General features: G+C 73.1%; 25 protein-coding genes. 14 read left to right on the top strand and 11 right to left on the bottom strand.

The window, feature by feature from the left end; translation table 11 throughout:
- Positions 1-512 (top strand): barstar family protein (locus ABZ570_RS19220; RefSeq protein WP_358064976.1); only part of this gene is annotated, 512 nt, incomplete at its 5' end.
- Here the strand turns inward: ABZ570_RS19220 and ABZ570_RS19225 are convergent.
- Positions 509-1,222: an HD domain-containing protein gene (locus tag ABZ570_RS19225; protein WP_358064979.1), complete on the bottom strand. Its 714-nt coding sequence runs from the start codon at positions 1,220-1,222 to the stop codon at positions 509-511. The genes ABZ570_RS19220 and ABZ570_RS19225 overlap by 4 nt on opposite strands.
- Before the next feature lie 60 nt (positions 1,223-1,282).
- Positions 1,283-1,810, bottom strand: coding sequence for an ATP-binding protein (locus ABZ570_RS19230; protein WP_358064981.1), 528 nt, complete (start codon positions 1,808-1,810; stop codon positions 1,283-1,285).
- A 126-nt stretch (positions 1,811-1,936) separates the two neighbouring features.
- Between ABZ570_RS19230 and ABZ570_RS19235 the strand changes: the two genes are divergently transcribed.
- Positions 1,937-2,692, top strand: coding sequence for a DedA family protein (locus ABZ570_RS19235; RefSeq protein WP_358064984.1), 756 nt, complete (start codon positions 1,937-1,939; stop codon positions 2,690-2,692).
- Positions 2,693-2,857: 165 nt separating this feature from the next.
- Here ABZ570_RS19235 and ABZ570_RS19240 read toward each other — a convergent pair whose 3' ends face one another.
- The gene (locus ABZ570_RS19240; protein WP_358065136.1) at positions 2,858-3,058 is read right to left on the bottom strand and encodes a hypothetical protein; all 201 of its coding nucleotides are present in this window, start codon (positions 3,056-3,058) and stop codon (positions 2,858-2,860) included.
- Here ABZ570_RS19240 and ABZ570_RS19245 point away from each other — a divergent pair.
- Positions 3,021-3,836, top strand: coding sequence for a SigB/SigF/SigG family RNA polymerase sigma factor (locus ABZ570_RS19245; RefSeq protein WP_358064987.1), 816 nt, complete (start codon positions 3,021-3,023; stop codon positions 3,834-3,836). The two genes, ABZ570_RS19240 and ABZ570_RS19245, sit on opposite strands and share 38 nt — an antisense overlap.
- Before the next feature lie 131 nt (positions 3,837-3,967).
- On the opposite strand, the gene ABZ570_RS19250 is transcribed toward ABZ570_RS19245, so the two are convergent.
- From ABZ570_RS19250 to ABZ570_RS19275, 6 genes are all read right to left on the bottom strand, one after another.
- Positions 3,968-4,207, bottom strand: a complete 240-nt coding sequence (locus ABZ570_RS19250; RefSeq protein ID WP_358064990.1) for a hypothetical protein — start codon at positions 4,205-4,207, stop codon at positions 3,968-3,970.
- A gap of 65 nt (positions 4,208-4,272) precedes the next feature.
- On the bottom strand, positions 4,273-5,358 hold the full coding sequence (locus tag ABZ570_RS19255) for a cellulose binding domain-containing protein (RefSeq protein ID WP_358064993.1): 1,086 nt from the start codon (positions 5,356-5,358) through the stop codon (positions 4,273-4,275).
- 47 nt (positions 5,359-5,405) lie between these two features.
- On the bottom strand, positions 5,406-6,737 hold the full coding sequence (locus tag ABZ570_RS19260) for a low temperature requirement protein A (protein ID WP_358064996.1): 1,332 nt from the start codon (positions 6,735-6,737) through the stop codon (positions 5,406-5,408).
- A 24-nt stretch (positions 6,738-6,761) separates the two neighbouring features.
- Positions 6,762-6,998 carry a hypothetical protein gene (locus ABZ570_RS19265; RefSeq protein WP_358064999.1) on the bottom strand — a complete coding sequence of 79 codons (237 nt, stop codon included), beginning with the start codon at positions 6,996-6,998 and terminating at the stop codon, positions 6,762-6,764.
- A gap of 303 nt (positions 6,999-7,301) precedes the next feature.
- Positions 7,302-7,661 (bottom strand): MmcQ/YjbR family DNA-binding protein, encoded by a 360-nt coding sequence (locus ABZ570_RS19270; protein ID WP_358065002.1) that lies wholly within the window; start codon positions 7,659-7,661, stop codon positions 7,302-7,304.
- Positions 7,662-7,728: 67 nt separating this feature from the next.
- Positions 7,729-8,328 carry a TetR family transcriptional regulator gene (locus ABZ570_RS19275; RefSeq protein ID WP_358065005.1) on the bottom strand — a complete coding sequence of 200 codons (600 nt, stop codon included), beginning with the start codon at positions 8,326-8,328 and terminating at the stop codon, positions 7,729-7,731.
- Positions 8,329-8,438: 110 nt separating this feature from the next.
- Between ABZ570_RS19275 and ABZ570_RS19280 the strand changes: the two genes are divergently transcribed.
- The gene (locus ABZ570_RS19280; RefSeq protein ID WP_358065008.1) at positions 8,439-8,906 is read left to right on the top strand and encodes a MarR family transcriptional regulator; all 468 of its coding nucleotides are present in this window, start codon (positions 8,439-8,441) and stop codon (positions 8,904-8,906) included.
- 76 nt (positions 8,907-8,982) lie between these two features.
- Positions 8,983-10,620: an MDR family MFS transporter gene (locus ABZ570_RS19285; protein WP_358065011.1), complete on the top strand. Its 1,638-nt coding sequence runs from the start codon at positions 8,983-8,985 to the stop codon at positions 10,618-10,620.
- Positions 10,621-10,695: 75 nt separating this feature from the next.
- On the opposite strand, the gene ABZ570_RS19290 is transcribed toward ABZ570_RS19285, so the two are convergent.
- Entirely contained in the window at positions 10,696-11,871 is a 1,176-nt protein-coding gene (locus ABZ570_RS19290; RefSeq protein WP_358065014.1) for a zinc-dependent alcohol dehydrogenase, read from the bottom strand.
- Positions 11,872-11,883: 12 nt separating this feature from the next.
- A complete protein-coding gene (locus ABZ570_RS19295; RefSeq protein WP_358065017.1) occupies positions 11,884-12,831 on the bottom strand; it encodes an SRPBCC family protein in 948 nt (315 codons plus the stop codon).
- Positions 12,832-13,061: 230 nt separating this feature from the next.
- Between ABZ570_RS19295 and ABZ570_RS19300 the strand changes: the two genes are divergently transcribed.
- The 9 genes from ABZ570_RS19300 to ABZ570_RS19340 all read left to right on the top strand — a co-directional run bounded on the left by ABZ570_RS19300 (position 13,062) and on the right by ABZ570_RS19340 (position 22,415).
- Positions 13,062-14,255, top strand: coding sequence for an FUSC family protein (locus ABZ570_RS19300; protein ID WP_358065020.1), 1,194 nt, complete (start codon positions 13,062-13,064; stop codon positions 14,253-14,255).
- Between the two features lie 161 nt (positions 14,256-14,416).
- Positions 14,417-14,998, top strand: a complete 582-nt coding sequence (locus ABZ570_RS19305; RefSeq protein ID WP_358065023.1) for a type 1 glutamine amidotransferase domain-containing protein — start codon at positions 14,417-14,419, stop codon at positions 14,996-14,998.
- A gap of 141 nt (positions 14,999-15,139) precedes the next feature.
- Complete coding sequence (locus ABZ570_RS19310; protein WP_358065026.1) at positions 15,140-15,835, top strand: SDR family NAD(P)-dependent oxidoreductase; 696 nt, start codon at positions 15,140-15,142, stop codon at positions 15,833-15,835.
- Complete coding sequence (locus tag ABZ570_RS19315) at positions 15,832-17,463, top strand: MFS transporter (RefSeq protein ID WP_358065029.1); 1,632 nt, start codon at positions 15,832-15,834, stop codon at positions 17,461-17,463. Before ABZ570_RS19310 ends, ABZ570_RS19315 begins: the two co-directional genes overlap by 4 nt.
- Before the next feature lie 94 nt (positions 17,464-17,557).
- Positions 17,558-18,298, top strand: a complete 741-nt coding sequence (locus ABZ570_RS19320; RefSeq protein ID WP_358065032.1) for a lytic polysaccharide monooxygenase — start codon at positions 17,558-17,560, stop codon at positions 18,296-18,298.
- Complete coding sequence (locus tag ABZ570_RS19325; protein WP_358065035.1) at positions 18,283-18,942, top strand: DUF305 domain-containing protein; 660 nt, start codon at positions 18,283-18,285, stop codon at positions 18,940-18,942. The genes ABZ570_RS19320 and ABZ570_RS19325 overlap by 16 nt, the downstream gene beginning before the upstream one ends.
- A gap of 216 nt (positions 18,943-19,158) precedes the next feature.
- Entirely contained in the window at positions 19,159-20,745 is a 1,587-nt protein-coding gene (locus tag ABZ570_RS19330) for a DHA2 family efflux MFS transporter permease subunit (protein ID WP_358065038.1), read from the top strand.
- 215 nt (positions 20,746-20,960) lie between these two features.
- A complete protein-coding gene (locus tag ABZ570_RS19335; protein WP_358065041.1) occupies positions 20,961-22,157 on the top strand; it encodes a peptidase M23 in 1,197 nt (398 codons plus the stop codon).
- Between the two features lie 87 nt (positions 22,158-22,244).
- On the top strand, positions 22,245-22,415 hold the full coding sequence (locus ABZ570_RS19340; RefSeq protein WP_358065134.1) for a P1 family peptidase: 171 nt from the start codon (positions 22,245-22,247) through the stop codon (positions 22,413-22,415).
- The last annotated feature ends 159 nt before the right edge of the window (positions 22,416-22,574 follow it).

A 22,574-nucleotide genomic window follows, 5' to 3' on the forward strand; every position in this document is an offset into this window, starting at 1 on the left:
GCGCGTCGAAGCTGATCCGGCCCATCAGCGCCAGCAACAGGTCGCTGGCCGTGCCCCCGACCCGCGACCGTGAGGAGGCACGGATGGCGCCAACCCAGCCGCACCCACCGGCGTGGCTCACGTTCGACACCGCGCCGTCGGACCACCCGGCCGGGGTCGCCCTCGACGGGGCGGCGGCCCGTACCCGCGCCGGCCTCTTCGACGCGCTGGCCGCGGCCCTCACCCTGCCCGACTACTTCGGCCGCAACTGGGACGCGCTCGCCGACGTGCTGGCCGACCGGCTGGACGCCGGCCCGCTCACCCTGGTCGTGTCGGACGCGGGGGAGCTGCTCGCCGAGGAGCCGCCCGGTCAGCTCGCCACTCTGTTCGCCGTGCTCGACACCGCCGCCGGGGGCCGGTCGCTGCGGGTGCTGCTGCGCGACCACTCCGATCGCCTCCCCGCGTTGCGGCACCGTATCGCCACCGCTCTGAGCACCCGCGCCGCCGCCCCGACCTCCGACAGGCGGGATTAGTTGGGGTCGAGGATGGCGCTGAAGCGTTCCTCGGCCAGGTCGAGCTGGGCGAAGATGTGCCGCTTCACCGGCGCGGACAGCGGCGTGTCGGGCCGGGCGATGAGATCCCGGAAGACTGGCACCAGCGGCCGGTACTTGGCGGCCGACCGGGCCACTTTCGGCCCGACAGTGTGGATCACGCCCACCCCGTTGTCGGTGAAGTCCGACACCTTGATCACCCGGGCCCACGGCTCCCGGTCCAGGCTCGCCGCGACGTGTTCGCGGTACTGGACGTGCCGGTCACGCTCCGGGTCGTAGGCCGGGTTGGTGACCGCGCCGACCAGCCGGGCGACCCGCGGGCCGAACCGGTCGGCCAGCACGGCCAGCGCCGCCATGGTCGGGTCGTCGGCGCCCGGGCCGGCCAGCTCCATCGGGTGGTCCTCCACCGCGTCGTGCAGCAGGCCCGCCACGATCACGTCGACGTCCCGCACCTGGTAGTGGTGCATCATCCGGATCGCCACCCGCAGCAGGTGGTTGAGGTACGGCTCGCGGACCCGCCGGTCGTCGCGGTGCAGTTCGGCGGCGAGGTCGAGGGCCGCGGTGAGCCGTCCCCGGGCGGCGGCGTCGAACGCCCGGATCTCCAGGCGGAACCGCTCCAGCAGGCCCGGTTCGCCGTGGATCTCGGTGATCGCGTGCATCGGCATGCTGGCCAGGTAGGCGGGGAATTCCATCCGTCTCTTATAGCTGATCTTCGCTGCCGGCGGGATCCGCCGTCGGTCATCCGACGACCGTCAGCCGTCGCCGGAGAGCCGCTTGACGAGGCGGACGATCGTCCCGTCCGAGGTGCCGACGATGGTCGCCTCGTCCATCACCCGTGCCATGATCAGCCGCCCTCGGCCCCGGTCGGTGCCGGGGGTGCCGGCATTGTCCCGCCAGCCCCCGTGGTCGCGTACCTCGATCTCCAGCCGGTCGTCGCGCAGCTCGGCCCGGAGTGTGGTGATCCCGCCGGCGGCGAACCGGTAACCGTGCTCGATGGCGTTCGCGCACGCCTCCCCGGTGGCGATCAGCACCGTCTCGACGTCCCATTCGTCCAGGCCGAGGGCGTGCAGCCAGCCGCGCAGCCGCTCCCGGGTGGGCGCGAGCTGCCCCGGGTCGGCCGGCACGGCGGCGGTGAAGACGGTCCCGGCCCGGTGCCCGTTGGTCGACGTCACGCAGGGCAGCGCCGGTCCGGGTCCGACCGACCCGGCGGCCGTCCGGGGCGTACTGCTGGTCGGCGCGCCCTCCGCCATCGACCCGGTGGTGGCTGTCCCGTCCTCCACGTTCGTTTCCCCGTCCCGCGCACGTCCGGCGGGCGTGGGCGCTCGTCGGCGCTGTCACCGCCCGGTCCTTGCCTTATTGTCCCCGGTGCGGTCGTCCTTCATTCCCCGACCCGGCGGATCGTGCCGGTGCTGGTGACCGACGAGTTCCCGGGCCGGCGGGCGGGGTGCCCGGCCACCCTGGGCATCGGCGCCGCGAGCTGCGCCGGCCCGGGCGGATCCCGCCGGGTGGCGGGGGACAATCGGCGGATGGACCGGGTGCTGAACCTGCTGATGGTGCTGCCGCCCGCCCTGGTCCTGGCGCTGGTCTTCCTGTTACCGGCGCTGGAGGCGTCGACGTTCCTCGGGCTGGTCGTACCGGGTGAGGTGGCGGTGCTGGTCGGTGGCGTGGTCGCCCACACGGGGCGGCTGCCGCTCTGGGCCGTGGTGCTGGCCGCGATCGCCGGGGCGACGCTCGGCGACCAGGTCGGCTACCTGGTCGGTCGCCGGTACGGCCACCGGTTGCTCGACCGGGCGCCCCGCCGGTTCGTCCGCCCGCACGACGTGCGCCGGGGGCTGGCCCTGATCCGTCGCCGGGGCGCCTTCGCGGTGGTGCTCGGCCGCTGGGTGGCGGCGCTACGCGCGCTGGTCCCCGGCCTGGCCGGGATGAGCGGCATGCCGCACGGCCCGTTCACCGTCGCGAACGTCGTCGGCGGCACGCTCTGGGCGGTGGCCGTGGCCGTGCTCGGGTACCTGTTCGGGGCGTCGTACCGGGTGTTGGAGCGGCGGCTCGGCTGGGGCAGCGAGGCGCTGCTGGCCCTGGTGCTGCTGCTGGTGCTGGTCCGGGTGATCCGGTCGCGGCGGGCCGCCCGCCGTGAGCGGGAGAAGGCCGCGGCGCGGCCCTGAGCCGGCGCCCCCGAGGGGACGCCGGCCCGGTCACGGGCGGTGGTCAGCCGCTGGCCGGGGCGGAGGTCGTCGCCGTCGGGTCGGCGCTGTCCGACCCCCGGCGGGTCGACCGACTGGCTACGCTCGCCACGGCCCGGGCGGCGACCCGGATCGCTGAGTGTCACATCACGCCGGTTCGGCGGATGAATGGAGGCTTTTGCCCGGTATATCCATCGTCCGTTCGGTTGAATTGATGGCGACGTTCGGTTTAAGGTGGCTGGCACGACCGGTGCTGGGAGGCACCCGTTCTCCCCAGGACAGCCGTTCTCCCCAGGACAGGAAGGGCAGCATGACCACGATGACCATCGCGCCGACGAAGACCACCACCGATGTACACCGCGCGGCGGTGACCGGCGAGGAGTCCCGCGCCAGCGAGCTGATCGCCGCCCTGTCCGCGCTGCCCGACGGGCATCCGGACCGGCCGGCCCTGCGTAACCGGGTCATTGAGGCGTGGCTGCCGCTGGCCAACCACCTCGCGGCCCGCTACAGCGGCCGGGGCGAGCCGGCCGGGGACCTGGCCCAGACGGCGGCCCTCGGCCTGATCAAGGCGGTGGACCGCTTCGACGCCGCCCGCGGCGTCGACTTCGCCGGCTTCGCCATCCCGACCATCCTCGGCGAGATCAAGCGGCACTTCCGCGACCGCACCTGGAACATCCGGGTCCCGCGGCGCCTCCAGGAGCTGCGACTGCGCATCTCCGAGGCGAACAGCACCCTCGCCCAGACGCTCAACCGGGCGCCCACCGTGGCCGACATCGCGGCCCACCTCGACACCACCGAGGAAGAGGTCCTCGAAGGGCTGGAGGGTGCGCGGGCCTACAACGCCGTCTCGCTGTCCACCCCGATCGGCGACGGCGACAGCGCCACCGAGCTGGGCGACACGCTCGGCACCGAGGACAACGAGTACGAGCTGGCGGAGCTGCGCGCGTCCCTCGGCCCGGCGCTGGCCACGCTCGACGAGCGGGAGCAGAAGATCCTCACGCTGCGCTTCTACGGCAACCTGACCCAGAGCGAGATCGCCGCCCGGGTCGGCGTGTCCCAGATGCACGTGTCCCGGCTGCTCGCCCGCGCGCTGGCCAAGCTGCGCGGCCAGCTCGCCGAGGTCTGATCCGCCCGGCTGCCCCGCCGTCCATGGCGCGGCGCAGATGCGCGGCGGAAGGGCCAGCGACAGCGGTTGATCTCGGCGCCTGTTCCGCCGACCCGTTCCTGCTCGCCGACGACAGCGGCGCGCGACCGATGTCACGCGCCGCGTTCGTCGCCGCCCTGCCCCGCCGCGAGCAGATGTTCGCCGCCGCCCGTCTCGGCCCGGCGGCGCTGACCGACGTCACCTGGCAGCGCCTCGACGACCGGTACGTCCTGGCCCGTACCGACTGGGACGCCCCGCGCGTCGACGGCGGCGGCGCGCCGGTGCGGCTCGCGTCGTCGTACCTGCTGCACGACGACGGCGGGCAGTTCCGCGTCGTGCTCTATCTCAACCACGAGGGCCTGCCGGGGCCTGAGCCCGCCGGGAGGGCGGCCTCCTCCCGGCGGCGTCCGTGTTCCCGCTACCGCATCGTGCACGGGGAGCCGTCGACCGTGCACGACGCGGGTGCGTTCGTGACAGGGTCGCGGTCCCGCACGTCGAACCGGAACGTCACCGACCCCCCGGCCGGCACCTCCGCACCGGTGAAGGTGACGACCTGCCCCTTCTGCTGCCACTCCGCCCCGCTGGCGTTGCTGATCGTGGCCCCCGCGCCCAGCGTCACCACCACCACCCAGCCCGGCTTCGCCGCGCTGCCCGGATTGCTCACGACGACCTCGCCCCGGTAGCCGAACACGCGGTCGGAGACGGTCTGATAGCTGGCGGTCAACGGGGCGGCGGCCGGGGTGGGGCTCGCGCTGCGCGTCCGGGTCGGCGTGGGGCTCGGGGTCAGGGTGGGGGACGGCGTGGCGCTGGTGCGGACGACGGCCGGTGTGGTCCGCGACGGGGTGCTTCGGGGCGGGTGGCTGGTGGGGGTCGGCAGCAGCAGCGGAGCCGAGGGCGGCGTGGCCTCCGGGGCGCGCGGCTCCGGTCGGGTCGCCCACACCGCCGCCCCGGCGGCCAGGGTGAGGCACGCCAGGCCTCCGCCGATCACCGCCGCCCGCCGGCGGCCCGTCCGGGTACGGACGTCGCCGAGCAACCGGACCACGGGCAGCTCGGCGGTCAGCCCGCCCTCGGCGCGGCGCAGGTCGACGCGCTGGAAAGCCAGCCAGTCGAGGATCGCGGGCAGGCGTACGGTCACCGCCTGCTGATGGTGCTCCGTGCGGCGGGCGCGCCGTTCGGCGTCCCACTCGCCGTGCACCGGAACCTCCTGCAGAGACAGCCGACAGCCGTGGCCGGCGGGGAAGAGCTGGCAGGTCAGCCGGCTACGCCCGGAGCCCTCCTGGCAGTCCAGCACGTACCGGTGCGGCGCCTGCTGCTCGACCACCGTCGCCTCGACGTCAGCGTCGAACCCGGGTAGTCCCGCCGTACGCAGCAACAGCCGCTCCGGCTGGTCCGCCTGCGGCGCGCACTCGGCGAACCACTTGGTGAGCAGCGTGGGTTCCGTCAACGCCCGCCACACCGTCTCGCACGGGTGGAACAGGTCGACCTCGATGCCGATCTCGATCACGCGCAGACTCTACGGGCCGCCGTTCCGGACGGGGATCCCGCCGGCAGTCACTGCGTGGGCTGCGTGGGGCCCCCGTTGTGCCAGCGGGCCCGAAACGCGGCCTCGCTCGTCTCGTGGCTGACCTTCTCCTCGTGCACGGCCCGGCGCAGGGCGTCGCGGGCGTCCGCGAACACCACCACCTCGACGACGGCGAGCGCGACGCAGATGACGGTCAGCAGGGTGAGCGCGGCGAGCGCCGGCAGCGGTCGGGCGGCGAAGAGCCCGGCCGCGAGCGCGACGAGTGTGCCGACCCGCGTCCACGCCACGGTCCCCAGCGTGCGCAGTTGGAACGCCAGGTCGGTGGCCAGGTAGATCATCACGCCGCCGAACAGCAACGGTACGGACGAGTCGCGTCCCCGTTCGGCCAACCCGCCCACCGGATCGACGATCGTCGCCACCAGCTCTTCCGCGCCGATCGCGAACAGGATCACGCCGGCGATCATCGGCAGGTAGAGGTAGGCCCACGCGTCCCGGGCCATCGTCACCCGCGGCGCGCCCTGGGCGGCGTGCAGCGCGATCCGGGCGGCCGGACCGATCATGTCGAAGTGCGCCCACCACAGCGCCGCCGTGAAGAGGATGCCCAGCATCGCCGCCACCACGGCCGGCCAGGTCACCGGCTTGCCGAGCAGGTTGCCGCCGACGCCGATGGAGATGACCGACTCGCCGAGCGCGATGATCAGGATGAGGTCGTAGCGTTCCGTCCAGTGTTCGGCGGAGGTGATCTCCCAGCCCCCGGGGCCGACCAGGAATCCACTGCCGTACTGGATGACGACGACGGCGATCCAGAGCCCGTCCCGGACCCACAGCGCGAGGTTCGGATCCGAGATGTGGATCGGGAGCAGTGCCGCGAGCAGCAGCAGGGCGGCCGTGATCACCGCCTCGGGGAGGAGCCGGGACAACTGGCGACGGGCCACCGGCTGCCCCCGGGTGGCGTGCGCGTACAGCACCAGGTGCATGCCACGGAACACGACGTAGCTGACCGTGACCAGGACCGGCCCGCCCGGTCTTCCGCCGCCGTCGCCGAAGGTCTGCGGCAGGGCCAGCGCGAAGGTGAACAGCGCGATCATGCCGATGACCATCAGTGCCGGGACGAAGCCCTCGCCGAGCCGGAGCCGGGACGCGACGACGCTGTGCACCACCCAGCACCACCAGAGCACGCCGATCACCAGCATGGCGTGCAGCAGATTTCGCCCGCCGACGTTGGTGGCGGTGGCCCGGGTGATGATGAAGAACGACACCACGAAGATGAGGTCGAAGAAGACCTCGAACTTGTCCACCCGGGCGGCCGGGGCGATCGGGATGGCCGGCCCCAGGCCCCCGCGTCTCCGCTCGCCGCCCACCGGACGAGTCTCCCAGCGCGGGAGCTACCGTGCGCCGGAATCGGCGCAGGCCCACCCGGGCCGGTTCTCACCCGGCCGGCTCTCACCTGGGCCGGCGGTCGGTCGGCCGAGGTGGGTGAACGGACCCGGGTCGAGCACCGGGATCACCTGGAGGCCCAGCCGGTCGTAGAAGCCGCGGGCCCGGACGTTGGCGGTGACCATGCCGACGTGCATGGCGGGCCCGCCGGCTCCGGGTAGCGGTCCGCCAGCCGGGGAATCCATTCGCGACGGTAGGCGTGGACGAAGGAGGGGGTGTCCGCCGCGCCGATCAGGTTGCCGACCACCCGGGCCCGCGTCCTCCGGCACGAAGGCCAACTCCGGCGCCAGGTGCAGGTAGGGGCCGGCGAACAGGTCGGGCATCAGGTGGTCGCTGGCGTACCGGCCGCGGGCGTCGCCGCGGGCGTCGGCCGTGCGGACGCAGCCTCGTAGACCGCGTCGTGGTCGTCGGGCCGGTACTGCCGGATCGTGGGCGGGTGCGGATGCGTCGTGCTGCTCAGCCCCGGACCGTACGGCGTGAAAACGCTCTCATGGTAAGCCGGCGACTCGGTCGCCCAGGCGCTGGCGGGCGAGGAACTTCGGCACCACCATCCGCCAGGATTCGGTCACCAGCTCGGTCATCCGGTCGTGGTCGAGCCGGTCCAGGTGGCAGCACACCCAGTTGAACCGCAGGTCGGACGGGCGGGGGAGCAGGAACAGGTCCGGCTCGGCGGCGATCAGGGCGCTCCGCTCGTCCCTGGGGTAGCCGAAGCCCATGATCCGTTCGTCCTGGCTGAACGCGACGTAGACGATGGCGCCCACCCGGAACTTGACGCGGTCGCGGATCAGGTGCTCGCTGGTGCGGGGGAGCGTCCGGGCCAGGGCACGGACGTCGTCGACGGTGACCACGGGCGCCACGGTAACTCCGACCGGCGACACTTTCGCCGCCGTGCCACGGCTCGTGCCGGGCCGAGGGTCAGCTCCCGCCGTCGGAGGCGGGCGCGGCGTGGGCGAGCGCGGCCCGGATCGCGTCGATCATCGGGGTGTCCGGGTGCTCGATGCCCTGCTGGGTGGCGACCCGCACGGTCGCCAGGAAGGTCGCCGCCAGGACCCTGGCGCGCAGTGTCTGGTCGGGGCCGGTGAGCCGCCGAGCGAGTTCGCCGGCGAGTTCACGTTCGATCGCGGCGTACGCGGCGGCCTGGTGCGAGAGGAGGCCCGGGTGGCCGTGCAGCCGGCGGCGGCGGTTCAGCCAGGCCCTGGCCGGACCGTCGTCCACCTCAGCCGCCAGGTGCAGGGCCGCCCGGCTCAGGGCGGCCCACGGCGGCTCGTCGGCCGGTTCCGCGTGCAGCAGCTCCAGCAACCGACGCAGCCGGGTGGTGTCGCCGTAGAAGAGGGCCTCCTCCTTGCTGGAGAAGTAGTTGGAGAACGTCCGCCGGGACACGTTCGCGGCGTCGGCGATCGCCTCGACGGTGACCCGGTCCGGCCCCTGCTCGGCGGCGAGCCGCAGGGCCGCCTCGTGCAGGGCGAGGCGGGTCGCCGCCTTCTTGCGCTCCCGCAGCCCCGCCGCCTCATCCATGATCCCAGCCTACGTGAGACGTGATCCTTTTCTCAACGAGCAAACTTGCCTGGTGCGCAAGATTCCCCGATCCTTGCTTGAGGCAACCAACGATGGGCAGGAGGACAAGAGTGGATACCGCCGTCCGTGCACTCGGTACCCGGCTGCACGACCTGCTGACCGGCGTGCGGCTGCTCCGGCAGCGGCGCGTCGACGAGCGCCCGGCCGTGCCGTCCGGGCTGGTGGGCCTGCTCATGCTCATCGACCGCTGTGCCAGCGGCTGCCACGCCCGGGACCTCGCCGAGCGCGGCCGACTCGACCCCTCGACGGTCAGCCGCGCCGTGGCGGCCCTCGTCGCGCACGGCCTGGTCGAACGGCGGACCGACCCGACCGACCGGCGCGCCAGCCAACTGACCATCACCCCGGCCGGCCGGGCCGCCCTGGCCGAGACGAGCGACTGGTACGGACAGGTGCTCGACCGGGCGCTCGCCGGCTGGACGCCCGCCGAGGTGACGACGCTGTCCACCGCGCTCGGCCGCTTCACCCGCGACCTCGAGGTCGCCCTCGCACACCACGATAACCAGGAGGACTCGTTATGAGTGAGCGCAGCGAGCGAATCGTCAAGCGCAGAGCGGTGGCGCCTCGCGCGGCCGCCGAGCGGAGCGAGGTGGCCGCGTGAGCGCACCCACCGCAACGGCCGAAGCCGCACCGATGAGCCGGCGCCAGACGCTCGAAGCCCTCAGCGGCCTGCTGCTGGTGCTCTTCGTCGCGATGCTCAGCGGCACGGTCGTCTCGATCGCGCTGCCGAAGATCATCGGCGCGCTGAACGGCTCCCAGACCCAGTACACCTGGGTGGTCACCGCCACCCTGCTCACCGCCACCGCCAGCACCCCGATCTGGGGCAAGCTGGCCGACCTGTTCAACAAGAAGCTGCTGATCCAGGTCGCCATCGTCGTGTTCCTGCTCGGCTCGGTCCTCGCCGGCCTGGCGCAGAGCGCCGGGCAGCTCATCGCCGCCCGCGCGTTCCAGGGAATCGGCGTCGGCGGCCTTCAGGCCCTGGTCCAGGTCGCCATCGCGGCGATGATCCCGCCTCGCGAGCGCGGCCGCTACAACGGCTACCTGGGTGGCGTCATGGCCGTCGCGACGGTCGGCGGCCCGCTGCTCGGTGGCCTCATCGTCGACACCTCCTGGCTCGGCTGGCGCTGGTGCTTCTTCGTGGGTGTGCCGGTCGCCGTCGTCGCGCTGATCCTGCTCCAGGCCACCCTGCACCTGCCCACCGCGCGGCGGGACAATGTCAAGATCGACTACCTCGGCGCGAGCCTGATCGCCGCCGGCGTCAGCGTGCTGCTGATCTGGATCTCGTTCGTGGACAGTTCCTTCGCGTGGCTCTCCTGGCAGACCGCCGCGATGGTCGGCGGCGGGTTGCTCCTGCTCGCCCTGGCGACCTGGGTCGAGTCGCGGGCCGCCGAGCCGGTCGTTCCGCTGAAGATCGTCCGCGAACGCACCACCGCGCTGGCCATCCTCGGCAGCCTCGCGGTCGGCATGGCCATGTTCGGCGGTTCGGTCTTCCTCGGCCAGTACTTCCAGATCGGCCGTGGCTACAGCCCCACCGAAGCCGGCCTGCTCACCATCCCGATGATGGCCGGCGTCCTCCTGTCGTCGATCGTCGCCGGGCGGATGATCACCCGCTCCGGGCGGGTCAAGCCCTACATCGTCGCCGGCTCGATCATCCTCGTCGCCGGGTTCGCCCTGCTCGGCACCATCGACCACGAGACCCCCCTGCTGCTGCTCGGCGCCGCCATGTTCGTCGTCGGCGTCGGCGTCGGCATGACCATGCAGAACCTCGTGCTCGCCGTGCAGAACACGGTCCCACTCAGGGACATCGGTGCGGCCAGCTCCAGCGTCGCGTTCTTCCGGTCCCTGGGCGGCACCATCGGCGTCTCGGTGCTCGGCGCTATCCTCGCCCGCCGGGTCAGCGAGCGGATCACCCACGATCTCGCCGCCGCCGGGATCCCGACCGGCAGCGGCGGCGGCAGCACCCTCAACCTCGAGGCGTTGCCGGCACCGGTGCAGCACATCGTCCGCGCCGCGTACGGCGACGCCACCGGGCACATCTTCTTCATCTCCGCGGCCATCGCCGTCGTCGGCATCATCGCCGCGCTGCTGCTCAAGCCGGTCCTCCTGCGGTCCAGCCTCGACCTGCCCGACGCCGCGCGCTCGGCGGCGGTCGCGGCGGACGCCGTCGACGGCGCGCCCGCCTTCGACCAGGTGACCGTCGACATGGCGGGCCGGGGGGAGTCCGCCCGCCGCTGATGTCGTTCCCGGTCGTGGGCCGTCGCCGTGGTACGGCGACGGCCCCGCGCCGTGTCCCGACGAGATCCTGGCCCGTTACGGCTTGAGCACGACCTTGAGGCAGTCGTCCTGCTTGTTCTTGAAGGTGTCGTAGCCCTGTGGCGCGTCCTCCAGCCGGAGCGTGTGCGTGATGATGAAGCTCGGGTCGATCTCGCCCTTGCGGATGCGTTCCAGCAGCGGTCGCATGTAGCGCTGGACGTGCGCCTGCCCCGACCGCATGGTCAGCGAGCGGTTCATGAACGAGCCCATCGGGAACTTGTCGATGAACCCGCCGTACGCCCCGATCGCCGAGACGGTGCCGCCGTTGCGGCAGCTGAGGATGGCCTCGCGCAGCGCGTGCGGCCGGTCCGTCTCCGACTTGACCGCCTGCTTCGTCCGGTCGTACGCGTGCAGGGCCGCCGACGCGTGGTGGCTCTCCATGCCGACCGCGTCGACGCACGCGTCCGGGCCCCGGCCGGCGGTCATCTCGCGCAGCGTGTCCAGGACGTCGGTCTCCTCGTAGTTGATGGTCTCCGCGCCGACCCGGTCCCGGGCCAGCCGCAGCCGGTACGGGAACCGGTCGATGACGATCACACTGCCGGCGCCGAGCAGGTAGGCGCTGGCGGCGGCGAACTGTCCCACCGGCCCGGCACCCCACACCGCGACCGTGTCGCCCGGCTTGATGTCGCACAGCTCCGCGGCCATGTAGCCGGTGGGCAGCACGTCGGACAGGAACAGCACCTGCTCGTCGGCCAGATCGTCCTCGATCTTGAGAGCGCCGACGTCGGCGTACGGCACCCGCACGTACTCGGCCTGGCCACCCGCGTAGCCGCCCATCATGTGGGAGTAGCCGAAGATGCCGGCGGGGGTGTGGCCCATGGCCAGTTCCGCCATCGGCGCGTTGGGGTTGGAGTTCTCGCACACGGAGTAGAGGCCACGCTGGCAGGAGATGCAGTCGCCGCACGCGATGGGGAAGGCGACGACGACCCGGTCGCCGACGCGCAGCCCGTCCCGTACGCCCTGGCCGAGCTCGACGATCTCGCCCATGAACTCGTGCCCGAGGACGTCACCCCGCTTCATCGTCGGGATGAAGCCGTCCAGCAGGTGCAGGTCGGATCCGCAGATCGCCGACGAGGTCACCCGGACGACGGCGTCGCGGGGGTTCAGGATCCGTGGCTCGGGTACGTCCTCGACCGCGACCCGGTTCGGGGCCATCCAGCAGTTCGCCTTCACGGTGCCTCTCCCTCACGCGCTCTGCGTCGCCAGCGGCCGTGCCGGACGCTGGTTCAGCTGGCTCGCGCTGCTCGTGCCGTCCGGCGTGCCGTCCGAGCGGGCGATCTCGCCGGTCTCGATGACCTGCTTGAACCGGCGCAGGTCGTCGCGGACCTGCTGCTGCGGGTGTTCCCCGAACGCCCTGGCCACCAGCGCGCCCAGAACGCGGCCCGGCGGGGCGTACTCCAGCTCCACCCGCACCTCGGTGCCCTTGCCGCCGGCGACCGGGGTGAAGCGCACGACCCCGGAGTTCGGCACCCGCGCCCCGTCGACGGACCGCCACCGGATCAACTGGTTCGGCCGGTCCTCGATCACCTCGGCCTCCCACCGCACGCTCCGGCCGGCGGGGGCCTTCGCGATCCACTGCGACCGCCGGTCGCCCGTCATCCGCACGGACTGCAGGTGGTACATGAAGCGCGGCAGGTTCTCGAAGTCGTGCCAGAAGCCGTACGCCTGCTCCGGGGTGCGGTTGACCGTCACCGAGCCGTATGCCCGGCCGGTGCCCGTCATGCCCCGGCGGCGCCGCGTCGCGCGCACCGAGACGTAAAGGTCGACCGCGGTGATCCCGGCGAGAGCGGCCATGACGTACGTCAGGCGGCGCTGACGCTCGCCGCAGCGGTGCCGCAACGCCTGCCCGGTCGCGGCCAGGTCCAGGACGTCCCCGGCCACCCGCGTCCACGCGCCCAGTCCCGGCCGCCGCGGCACCAGCAGCGTCGCGGCGTGGCCCAGCTCGCGGATCCCGGCGGTACGCAGCACCACCGGTGCGATGCGCGAGTCGTCCACGCCGGCCAGCCGGCTGGCCCGGGGCCCGGCGGCGAGGGCGGTCACGCCCAGACCCAGGCTGAACCAGCCGAGGAGACGGGCCAGACCCGCCGAGCCGCGATCCTGGGTCGCGCGCTCGATCCCGAGCGCGTCCGTCACCGACCGAGCCCCCATGGTCGTCCTACCTGTCATGCCTTCTCTCACCCCGTGTCTCGAGTAGTTCGCGGGTGCCGGCCCGGTCCATCGCCGCGTCCGACCGGTCGACTGGCCGGCGTGCCATTCCCGTTAATCCCGGCTCCACACCTGTGCTCTCACCGGCGCTGATTGGAGCCGACGGCGCGGATACGCCCGATATGCTCCATCTGGGGCCCGGCCGGACAGGGGGCGGCATGGCCGAGCAGTCAGGCACGAGGGACGAGGGTGGGTCCTGGGCCGATGCGGTGGCCGGCCGCGCCGGGGCGGCGGTGGCGCAGGCTCCGCGGCGCGTCGAGCGCGCCGGCCGTCTTCGGAAGCGGCAGCTCGGGATCATGGTGTTGATCTCCGTCCAGGCGGGCCTGGCCGCGGCGCTGTCCTGGGTCGTCGCCCGCGACCTGCTGCACAACCCGAGTCCGGTCTTCGCCCCCAGCGCGGCGGTGGGCACGATCGTCAGCGCGATCGGGCAGCGCGGACGCCGCACCGCGGAGACCATGCTCGGGGTCGGTCTGGGCATCCTGGTCGGTGACGCGGTGCTGCTCAAGATCGGGTACGGGCCGTGGCAGGTCGGCTTCGTGGTGACGGTGGCTCTCCTCGTCGCCTTCGTACTCGTCGGGCGCAGCGGCGCTCTGGTGGCCCAGGCCGGGGGCACCGCGGTGCTGCTCGCCACCCTCGCACCCGTCACGCCCAACCTCGAATGGCCTCGGATCGTGCAGGCCAGCGTCGGCGGCCTGGTGGGGCTGGCGGTGGTCGTCCTCCTCGTCCCGGTCGACCCGATGCGGATCCTGAACAGTGCCGCCGCGCCCGTCTTCGACACGCTCACCGCCCAGCTCGACGAGGTGGCCGGCGCGCTGGCCGCGCGCGACTCGGATCGCGCGGTGCGTGCGCGCGGCCGCCTGCGGGGGATGGGGGACGACCTCGCCCGATTGAAGGACGCGTTGAGCGGCGCCCAGGAGGTCGTGACCCTCTCGCCGGTTCGCTGGCGCCGGCGGCAGGACGTCGAGCGGTACCACCACGGCGCCCTGCGGCTGGAGCGGGTGATCCTGGAGTGCCGGCTGCTGGCCCGCTGGGCGGCCACGGCGGTGCAGCGGGGCGAGCGGGTGCCCGAGGAACTGGTCGACGCGACGCGGCGGCTCGCGGAGGCGATCCGGCTGCTGCACCGGATCAGCCGCACCGGGCGCGATCCGCAGCCGGCCCGGGACGGGGTGCTGGCCGCCCTGGGCCGGGCGGGGGAGGTCCCGCCCGAGACCCTCGGCACCTTCGGCGAGGCGTTCGTGACCCAGCTGCGGACGGTGGCCAGCGACCTGCTGCGGGCGACCGGCGAGGAAACGGACGCGGCCAACCGGATGGTGCACGAGGCGGTGACGGGGCAGTCACGGCCGGATCGGTGAGCGGTCGGCACCCTCGGCGTGCCGGCGCGGGCCGCTCGGTGACCGGGCCGGGCGATTATCCCCTCCGGCGCGGCCGTACGGGCCGGTTTGCCCGGCCCGGCGGTGGGAACGCTCACGGGGACGAGCGCGTCGCCGAAGGGCGGCGCCGCGAAGGGAGCATCATGGCCGAGGCCAAGCAGCCACTGCGCGGCAAGCGCGTCGCCTTCCTCGCCTCCGACGGGGTCGAGGACATCGAGTACACGCAGTCCCGAGCCGCCGCCGAGCAGGCGGGTGCCGAGGCGCACCTGATCTCCATCAGATCCGGCGAGATCCAGTCCATGAACCACGACATCAACCCGGCCAACCGGTATCCGGTGGACCGTACGGTGGACCAGGCGAATCCCGCCGACTACGACGCCCTGGTGCTGCCCGGCGGCACGGTCAACCCCGACCGGCTCCGGATGAACCCGGCGGCGATGAACTTCGTCAAGGCGTTCTTCCAGCAGGCCAAGCCGGTGGCGGCGATCTGCCACGGCCCGTGGTCGCTGGTCGAGACCGGGCTCGTCAAGGGGCGGACGGTCACGTCCTACCCCAGCCTGCGCACCGACATCCTCAACGCCGGCGGGACCTGGGTGGACCAGCCGGTCCAGGTCGACAACGGCCTGGTCACCAGCCGCCGCCCCAGCGACCTGCCGGCCTTCTGCGCGAAGCTGGTCGAGGAGTTCGCCGAGGGCACGCACGCACGGCAGACGGCGAACGCCTGACCCGACGGCGACGCCGGACCGGGACCCGAGCCCGGTCCGGTGGCCGTTCTCGCGCCTGCGGGTGTGGGACCGGCGTCAGCGGGAAGGCACCCGGCGGCACCGCACCGCGTACCGCTCGTGCGCCGTGACGTCGGGAGGGGCATGGGCGCGAAGACCTTCCTGGTGGCCGGGGGAACCAGTGGCCTTGGCCTGGCGGTCGCCCGCCTGCTCGTCGAGGAGCATCAGGTGGCCGTGCTCGGCGACGTGCCCGACGAGATCGCCGCGGTGACCGACGAGCTGGGCTGCGCCGGAATCGTCTGCGACGTCTCCTCGTGGCAGCAGGTGCGGGACGCGTTCGCCGAGGTGGTCGACCGGTACGCGACCGTCGACGGCGTCGCCGCCTGCGCGTCGGTGTGGGCGGGCGGGGGCCTGGGGGACCTCTCGCCGCAACACATCCGCCGGGCGGTCGAGGTCAACGCGCTCGGCACCACCTATCTGCTCAAGGCGGCGCTGCACCACCTGCATCGGCAGGGCTTCGGCAACGTGGTGTACGTCGGCGCGATGGCGGTGACGAAGGCCAGGCCGGGGATCCCGGTCTACCGGGCCACCAAGAGCTACGGCAGCAGCCTGGTCGAGTCCCTGGCGGAGGCGCAGCACAGCAACCGGATCAAGGTCATGGAGCTGCATCCGGGACCGATGCCGACCCGTCTGCAGGAGCGGGTGGGCGACGAGTTCCTCGACGAGATCTACGCCGGGGCCGATCAGGTCGCCGTCGAGGTCGTACGGCTGCTTCAGCTCGCCCCCGACGACCTGTACGTGTCCGGTGCGCGCGTGCTGCGGGCGGACGGGCGGTGGTGACCGAGGCGGGGGCCCCCGCCGAGGTCGCTGTCTCGGCGTGGGCGCCGCTGCGTACGGCGGTCTACCGCAGCCTGTGGCTGGCCCTGCTCGGGGCGAACATCGGCACCTGGATGCAGACGGTCGGCGCGCAGTGGCTGCTGATCCACCAGCCGGGCGCCTCCACCCTGGTCGCGCTGGTGCAGACCGCCAGCCTGCTGCCGGTGCTGCTGCTGGCCCTGCCGGCGGGGGCGCTCGCCGACACCTTCGACCGCCGGCACCTGCTCATCTCCGTACAGCTGTTCCTGGTGGTGGTGGCCACGGGGCTGACGCTGCTCACGGCGGCCGGTCGGATGCCCCCGGCGCTGCTGCTCACGCTCACCTTCGCCTTCGGCGTGGGGCAGGCGCTCACCCTGCCGGCCTGGGCGTCGGTGATTCCCGAGCTGGTGCCGCGGGAGCAGCTGCGGGCGGCCTCGGCGCTCGGCTCGATCAGCGTCAACATGGCGCGGGCCATCGGCCCGGCCGTGGCCGGGGTGCTGATCGCCCGGGTCGGCGTGGCCCCGGTCTTCGCCTTCAACGCCGTGGCGTTCCTGGTCTTCGCGCTGACGCTGGCCGGGTGGCGGCCCGGGGACGCCCGCGCCGTCGAGGTGCCCGAGCGGTTCACGGCCGCGCTGCGCGCCGGAGGCCGGTACGTGCGGCACTCGCCGACGGTGCGGCGGCTGCTGCGCCGCGCGCTGGTCTTCGTGATCCCGGCGAGTGCGCTGTGGGCGCTGCTGCCCCTGGTGGCGAGCCGCCGGCTGGGCCTGAACTCCAGCGGGTACGGCGTCCTGCTGGCCGCGCTCGGGTTGGGTGCCATCCTGGGCGGCCTGCTGCTGTCGTGGATCCGGACCCGGATCACGGCCAACCAGTTCCTGCTGTTGGCGGGAGCGTTGTACGGCGGCACGCTGTTCGTGGTGGCCTCGGTCCGGATCGTGCCGGTGGTGCTGGTCGCCCTGCTACCGGCCGGGCTGGCCTGGGTGGTGGTGCTGGCCAACGTCAACGCCGAGATCCAGTTGTTCCTGCCCGGCTGGGTACGCGCCCGCGGTCTGGCCGTCTACCAGGTGGTGCAGGGCGGCGGGCAGGCGGTCGGCGCGTTCGTCTGGGGTGTGGTGGCCGACGTCGGCGGCCTGGTCCTCGCGTTCGTGGTGGCGGCCGTGCTGATGCTGGTGGGCGCGGTGACGTCGCAGCTCTGGCCGTTGCCGGACCTGCGGGGGTTGACCCGGGACCCGGCCGTCTACCGGCCGCCGATGGCGCTGGCGCTGCAACCTGATCCCCGGGTGGGGCCGGTGCTGGTGGTGGTCACCTACCGGGTGCGGGCCGAACGGGAGGCGCAGTTCCTGGCGGCGATGGACCACGTCCGGGGGTCGCGGCAGCGCAGCGGAGCGATGCGGTGGGGGCTGTTCCGCACCGGCGAGACGCCGCACGAGTTCGCGGAGGTCTTTCTGGTGCCGTCCTGGGACGAGCACCTGCGCCAGCACGGTGGCCGGCTGACCGAGGCCGACCAGCGGGCCGAGGACCGGGCCCGGGAACTCGCCGACGGTGAGCCGGAGGTGCGGCACCTGCTGCCGGCGGGCGCCGGCCCGGCGTTGCAGGACGACCGGGAAGCGCCGTGACCGGTCCGAAATCCATCGACAAGAGTCTTTACTGTTAACAAGGTTTAATATATGTTCGTGGCAGCTCCACGTGTCGTCCAAGGGAGTTGCCGCCATGCGTCGAAGAATCACCGTCCCGCTCCTCACCACGGGTGCCGTCGCCGCGACCCTGGCCGTCGCCGCCCCCGCCCAGGCCCACGGCTACGTCTCCTCGCCCCCCAGCCGGCAGGCCCTCTGCGCGCAGAACCGGGTCCCGGACTGTGGGCAGATCAAGTACGAGCCGCAGAGCGTCGAGGGCCCCAAGGGCCTGCGTACCTGCCACGCCGGGATCACCCAGTTCGCCGTGCTGAACGACGACAGCCGAGGCTGGCCCGCCACCTCGGTCGGCAGCTCGGTCACCTTCACCTGGGTGAACACCGCCCGCCACGCCACCAGCAACTGGGAGTACTGGATCGGGAACACCCGGGTCGCCGTCTTCGACGGCGGTGGCCGCCAGCCCGACGCCACCGTGTCGCACACGGTCAACCTCGGTGGTTTCTCCGGCCGGCAGAAGCTCCTCGCGGTGTGGAACATCGCCGACACCGCCAACGCCTTCTACTCCTGCGTGGACCTGCAGATCGGCGGGGGCGGCGGCCCGACCCCCAGCCCGACCCCGACCAGTCCGTCGCCGACGCCGAGCCCGACCGCGAGCCCGACCAGCTCACCCGCCCCCGGCGGCACCTGGACCGCCGGGCGGGCCTACCAGGTCGGCGACCAGGTCACCTACAACGGCCTGACCTACCGTTGCCGCCAGGCGCACACCGCGATCCCCGGTTGGGAACCGCCCAACACCCCCGCACTGTGGCTGCAGGTCTGACCGTACGGGTGCGGCCACGTCCGTCGTGCGCCGCACCCGTTCCTCGGCGCGGCGGCGCCGTCCGCCGCCCGCTCACCGCCGCGCTGGTGGTGGTCCTGCTGGCCGCCACCGGCTGCACGGGCCCGACGGGGTCGCCCGCTCCGCGGGCGGCCCCGTCCGGGCCGCTGGTCGACGCCTCGACCAGCGGGATCGACGTGCTGTTCCTCGCCATGATGGTGGCCCACACCGAGCAGACCCTGCAGCTCGTCCGGCTCGGGCTCGACCGCACCACGGACCCGGAGATCCGGACGTTGATCGCCGCGATCGAGGCCACCGAGGCCGACGAGCTGTCGACCATGCGCGGCTGGCTCCGGGACGCCGGACCCTCGGCGATGGCCGCCGCCGCCCGGCACGACCACTCCGGGCACAGCGACGCCGTGTCCGGGCTGGCCCGCCTGCGCACGGCGCCGGCCGGCGAGGTGGACCGGGTGCTGCTCGACGTGCTCAGCGCCCATCAGGGGACGGCGGCGGACCTGGCCCGCGCGCAGGTGGGCGCGGGCACCAGCGCCAGGGTGCGGGAGCTGGCCCGGCGCATCGAACAGTCGCGGACGGCCGAGGTCGCCCTGATGGCGAAGCTCGCGCCCGCACCCCGGTCCGGGCGGTGACCAGGGCGGGCGGACGGCCGGGGCGGGCGGACGGCGGGGGTGTCGGCCGCGACGGAGATCACATCGTCCGACCGGGCTGCGGGCGGTAATCCGACGGCGAGGTGTCGGGGGTGCTCGCTACGCTGCCTGCGGGCGTCGCCCCCGCCACTCGCGACCTCCCACGCTCGCGCGGTGCCACCACCGCTCCCGCAACCGATCGGATTCAGGAGACCTTTTGTGACCCAGCAACCTGTCGCGACATCGGACAAACTCGACGCCGCGGTGCTCAAGGTGGCGGGAGTCGTCGTGCTCGGCGCGATCATGTCGATCCTCGACGTGACGGTCGTCAGCGTCGCGCTGCCGACGTTCATGCAGAAATTCGACGCGTCCTACGCCCGGGTGGCGTGGACGATGACCGGCTACACGCTCGCGCTGGCCACGGTGATTCCGCTCAGCGGATGGGCCGCGGACCGGTTCGGCACCAAGCGCCTCTACATGACCGCCCTGGCGCTGTTCACCATCGGCTCCGGGCTGTGCGCCACCGCCGACACGATCGGGGAGCTGATCGCCTTCCGTGTCCTGCAAGGTCTCGGTGGCGGCATGCTGATGCCGCTGGGCATGACGATCATGACCCGGGCTGCCGGCCCGCACCGGATCGGCCGGCTGATGGCCGTCCTCGGCATCCCGATGCTGCTCGGGCCGATCGGCGGGCCGATCCTCGGCGGCTGGCTGATCGACACGGCCAGCTGGCACTGGATCTTCCTGATCAACCTGCCGATCGGCGCCATCGCGCTGGTTTACGCCCTGCTGGCGCTGCCGAAGGACAACCCCGAGCCATCGGAGTCGTTCGACTTCCTCGGCATGCTGATGCTCTCGCCGGGGCTGGCCCTGTTCCTCTACGGCGTCTCGTCGTGGCCCGAGGCCGGCACGATCGCCGAGACCAAGGTGTGGCTGCCCATGCTGGTCGGCGGCGCGCTCGTGGTGAGCTTCGTCCTGTACTCGTTCCGGCCCCGGCATCCGCTGGTCGACCTGCGGCTGTTCGCCAACCGCAACCTGACCATCGCGACGGTGACCCTGGTCGTGTTCATCGTCGCGTTCATGGGCGCCGGCCTGCTGTTCCCGAGCTACTTCCTGCAGGTCCGCGGTGAGTCGACACTGACCGCGGGTCTGCTGATGGCCCCGCAGGGCATCGGCGCGATGCTCACCATGCCGATCGCCGGGATGCTGGCCGACCGGGTGCCGGTCGGCCGGACGGTGCCGTTCGCGCTGGTGCTCATCGCCGCCGGGTTCTTCACCTTCACCCAGGTCGACGCGAACACCTCGTACCTGCTGCTCTGCGGTTCGCTGTTCGTGATGGGGCTGGGCATGGGTGGCACGATGATGCCGATCATGACGTCCGCGCTGAAGACGTTGCACGGCCCGGAGGTGGCCCGCGGCTCCACCCTGGTCAACATCCTCCAGCAGATCGGCGGTTCGGTCGGCGCCGCGGTGATGTCGGTGCTGCTCACCAGCCAGCTGAACGGCTCCCGGCCGATCCCCGGGATGACCGATCCGACGAGCGGCAAGCCGCTCAGCGAGGCCGGGCTCGCCATCGCATCGCAGATGCAGCCGGAGCTCACCCAGCAGTACCCGGTGCCCCCGGCGCTCATCGAGCGCGGCCTGGACTTCGCGGCCAGCTCCTTCGCCGCCGTGTTCTGGGTGGCGTTCGCGCTCGTGCTGGTGACGTTCATCCCGGCCGCGTTCCTGCCCCGCCGGCGGCAGCCGTCGCAGCCGGCCGGCGGTCAGCAGCTGGAGCAGCCGCCGACCCCCGTCGTCATTCACTGAGTCACCGGCCGGGCCGTCGGGGAGCGTCCCCACGGCCCGGCCCCCGCCCTGGCACTCGGCTCGGGGGCGGTGACCGCCCGGTCACCGCCCCCGAGCCGCAGTTGGCCGCGGGGCGGGCCGACTCAGCCGGGACACGATCGAGCTCCATGGACAAGTCTCGATGGCATCGGTACTGTTCCCTCACCTCGGTTGCAGCGATACATATCAATTCGGAGGTGCAGGTGTTCAGAAGTCACATTCGAGGCCGGGCCGGTGTCGCGGCGTTGGTCACCGCGATCGTCCTCGCCACCCCCGCCGCGGCCAGCGCCGCGTCGCCGCCGTCGGCCGGCGGCGTCACGGCGGCGGTGACCGCCCGGCTGCTCGACCAGGCGGCGCACGGCGCCGACGCGGGACTGCGCTCCGCCCGGGCCGACGACACCCGGGTCACGGTCACCCGGCGTGACGGCCAGGCGTGGGCGTTCGGCACCGCCGTCATCGTCGCCCCCCACGAGGAGGGCGCCTACCCGGCGGGCTGGGTGTTCGTGGCGCACCGCGAACGCGCCGGCTGGCGGGTCGCCTTCGACGGCGAGGCCGGCTTCGCCGCGCTCGCCCAGGACGCCCCGGCCACCGTCGTGTCGGCAACGGAGCGACAGGTCTTCACCGCGCCCAGCCCGATGTACGCCGGCGGTGACTACCGCACCGGCATGCGCCTGCCGTACGCCGTGGGCCAGTCCTGGTACCTCACCGGCGGTCCGCACGGCTGGGCGGGCAGCGACACGCCGTGGAGCTCGATCGACCTCGCCGGCGGCGACCAGCGCGTGCTGGCCGCGCGCGGCGGCACCGCGTACACCATGTGCCGGGGCTGGATCCGGGTCATCCACGACCGCGGCTACGCCACCGACTACTACCACCTGTGGAACAGCATCAGCGTCAACGGGGCGGGCGTCGGCGAGGGCGCCTACCTCGGCGACACCGGCACCGACGTCACCTGCGGCGGTGCCGCCAGCGGCCGGCACGTGCACTTCGGGCTCCGGCAGAACAACGCCTACGTGCCGATCGCCGGGCACAACTTCGGCAAGTGGGTCGTGATGGGCGGCAGCGGGACCTACCAGGGGTACGCGCTGCACGGCTCGACTCAGGTGAACGTCGGCGGGGCGCTGTACAACTACGGCGCACTCGGGCTGAACCAGGCGATCATCGACGCCAACGGCGGCGGCACTGTCAACCGGCGTACCGGCCCCGGCACCGGCTACGGAATCGCCGGCTCGGTCGCCGACGGCGCCACGGTGACGGTGGCCTGCTCGGCCAACGGCACCACGCACAGCGGCCGGTGGGGCACCACCGCGCTGTGGAACAAGCTGACCGACGGCACCTGGGTCAGCGACGCGTACACGTGGACCGGCTTGGGCGGCCCGATCAACGGCTGGTGCTGAGCCACCGGCCACCGGCCGGCGGAGCGCGCGGCTCCCGGCGAGGCGACGTCGTCCAGGTCCGACGCCCCGCCGGGCGCCGCGCCGCTGCTGCCGGGCCAGTGCACGGCCCTGGCCCGGCGCGTGCCGCTGGGGCTGGCCCGGACCGGCACCAGCGGATCGCACTTCTCCGGTGACCTCTTCCTGGCCTTCTCCACCGCGAACCCCGGCGGGCTGCCGCACGCCCGGGTGGCCGAGTTGCTCCGCGCCGTCACCGAGTGACGCCCGGGGTGACAGCCGCCGCCAGCTACCTCGGGCGGTAGCCGCCGCCGGGCCGGCCATCTCCGCCCCCGCCCCCGCCGTCCGGCGCTACAGTGGCGACGCCCCCATCGCCTCGGCAGAGCCAGGTCCGAGAGGGAGCCCAATGTCACGGAGGCGGTC

It is taken from the genome of Micromonospora sp. NPDC007271, assembly GCF_040634005.1.
In the GTDB taxonomy this organism is placed as follows: Bacteria; Actinomycetota; Actinomycetes; order Mycobacteriales; family Micromonosporaceae; genus Micromonospora.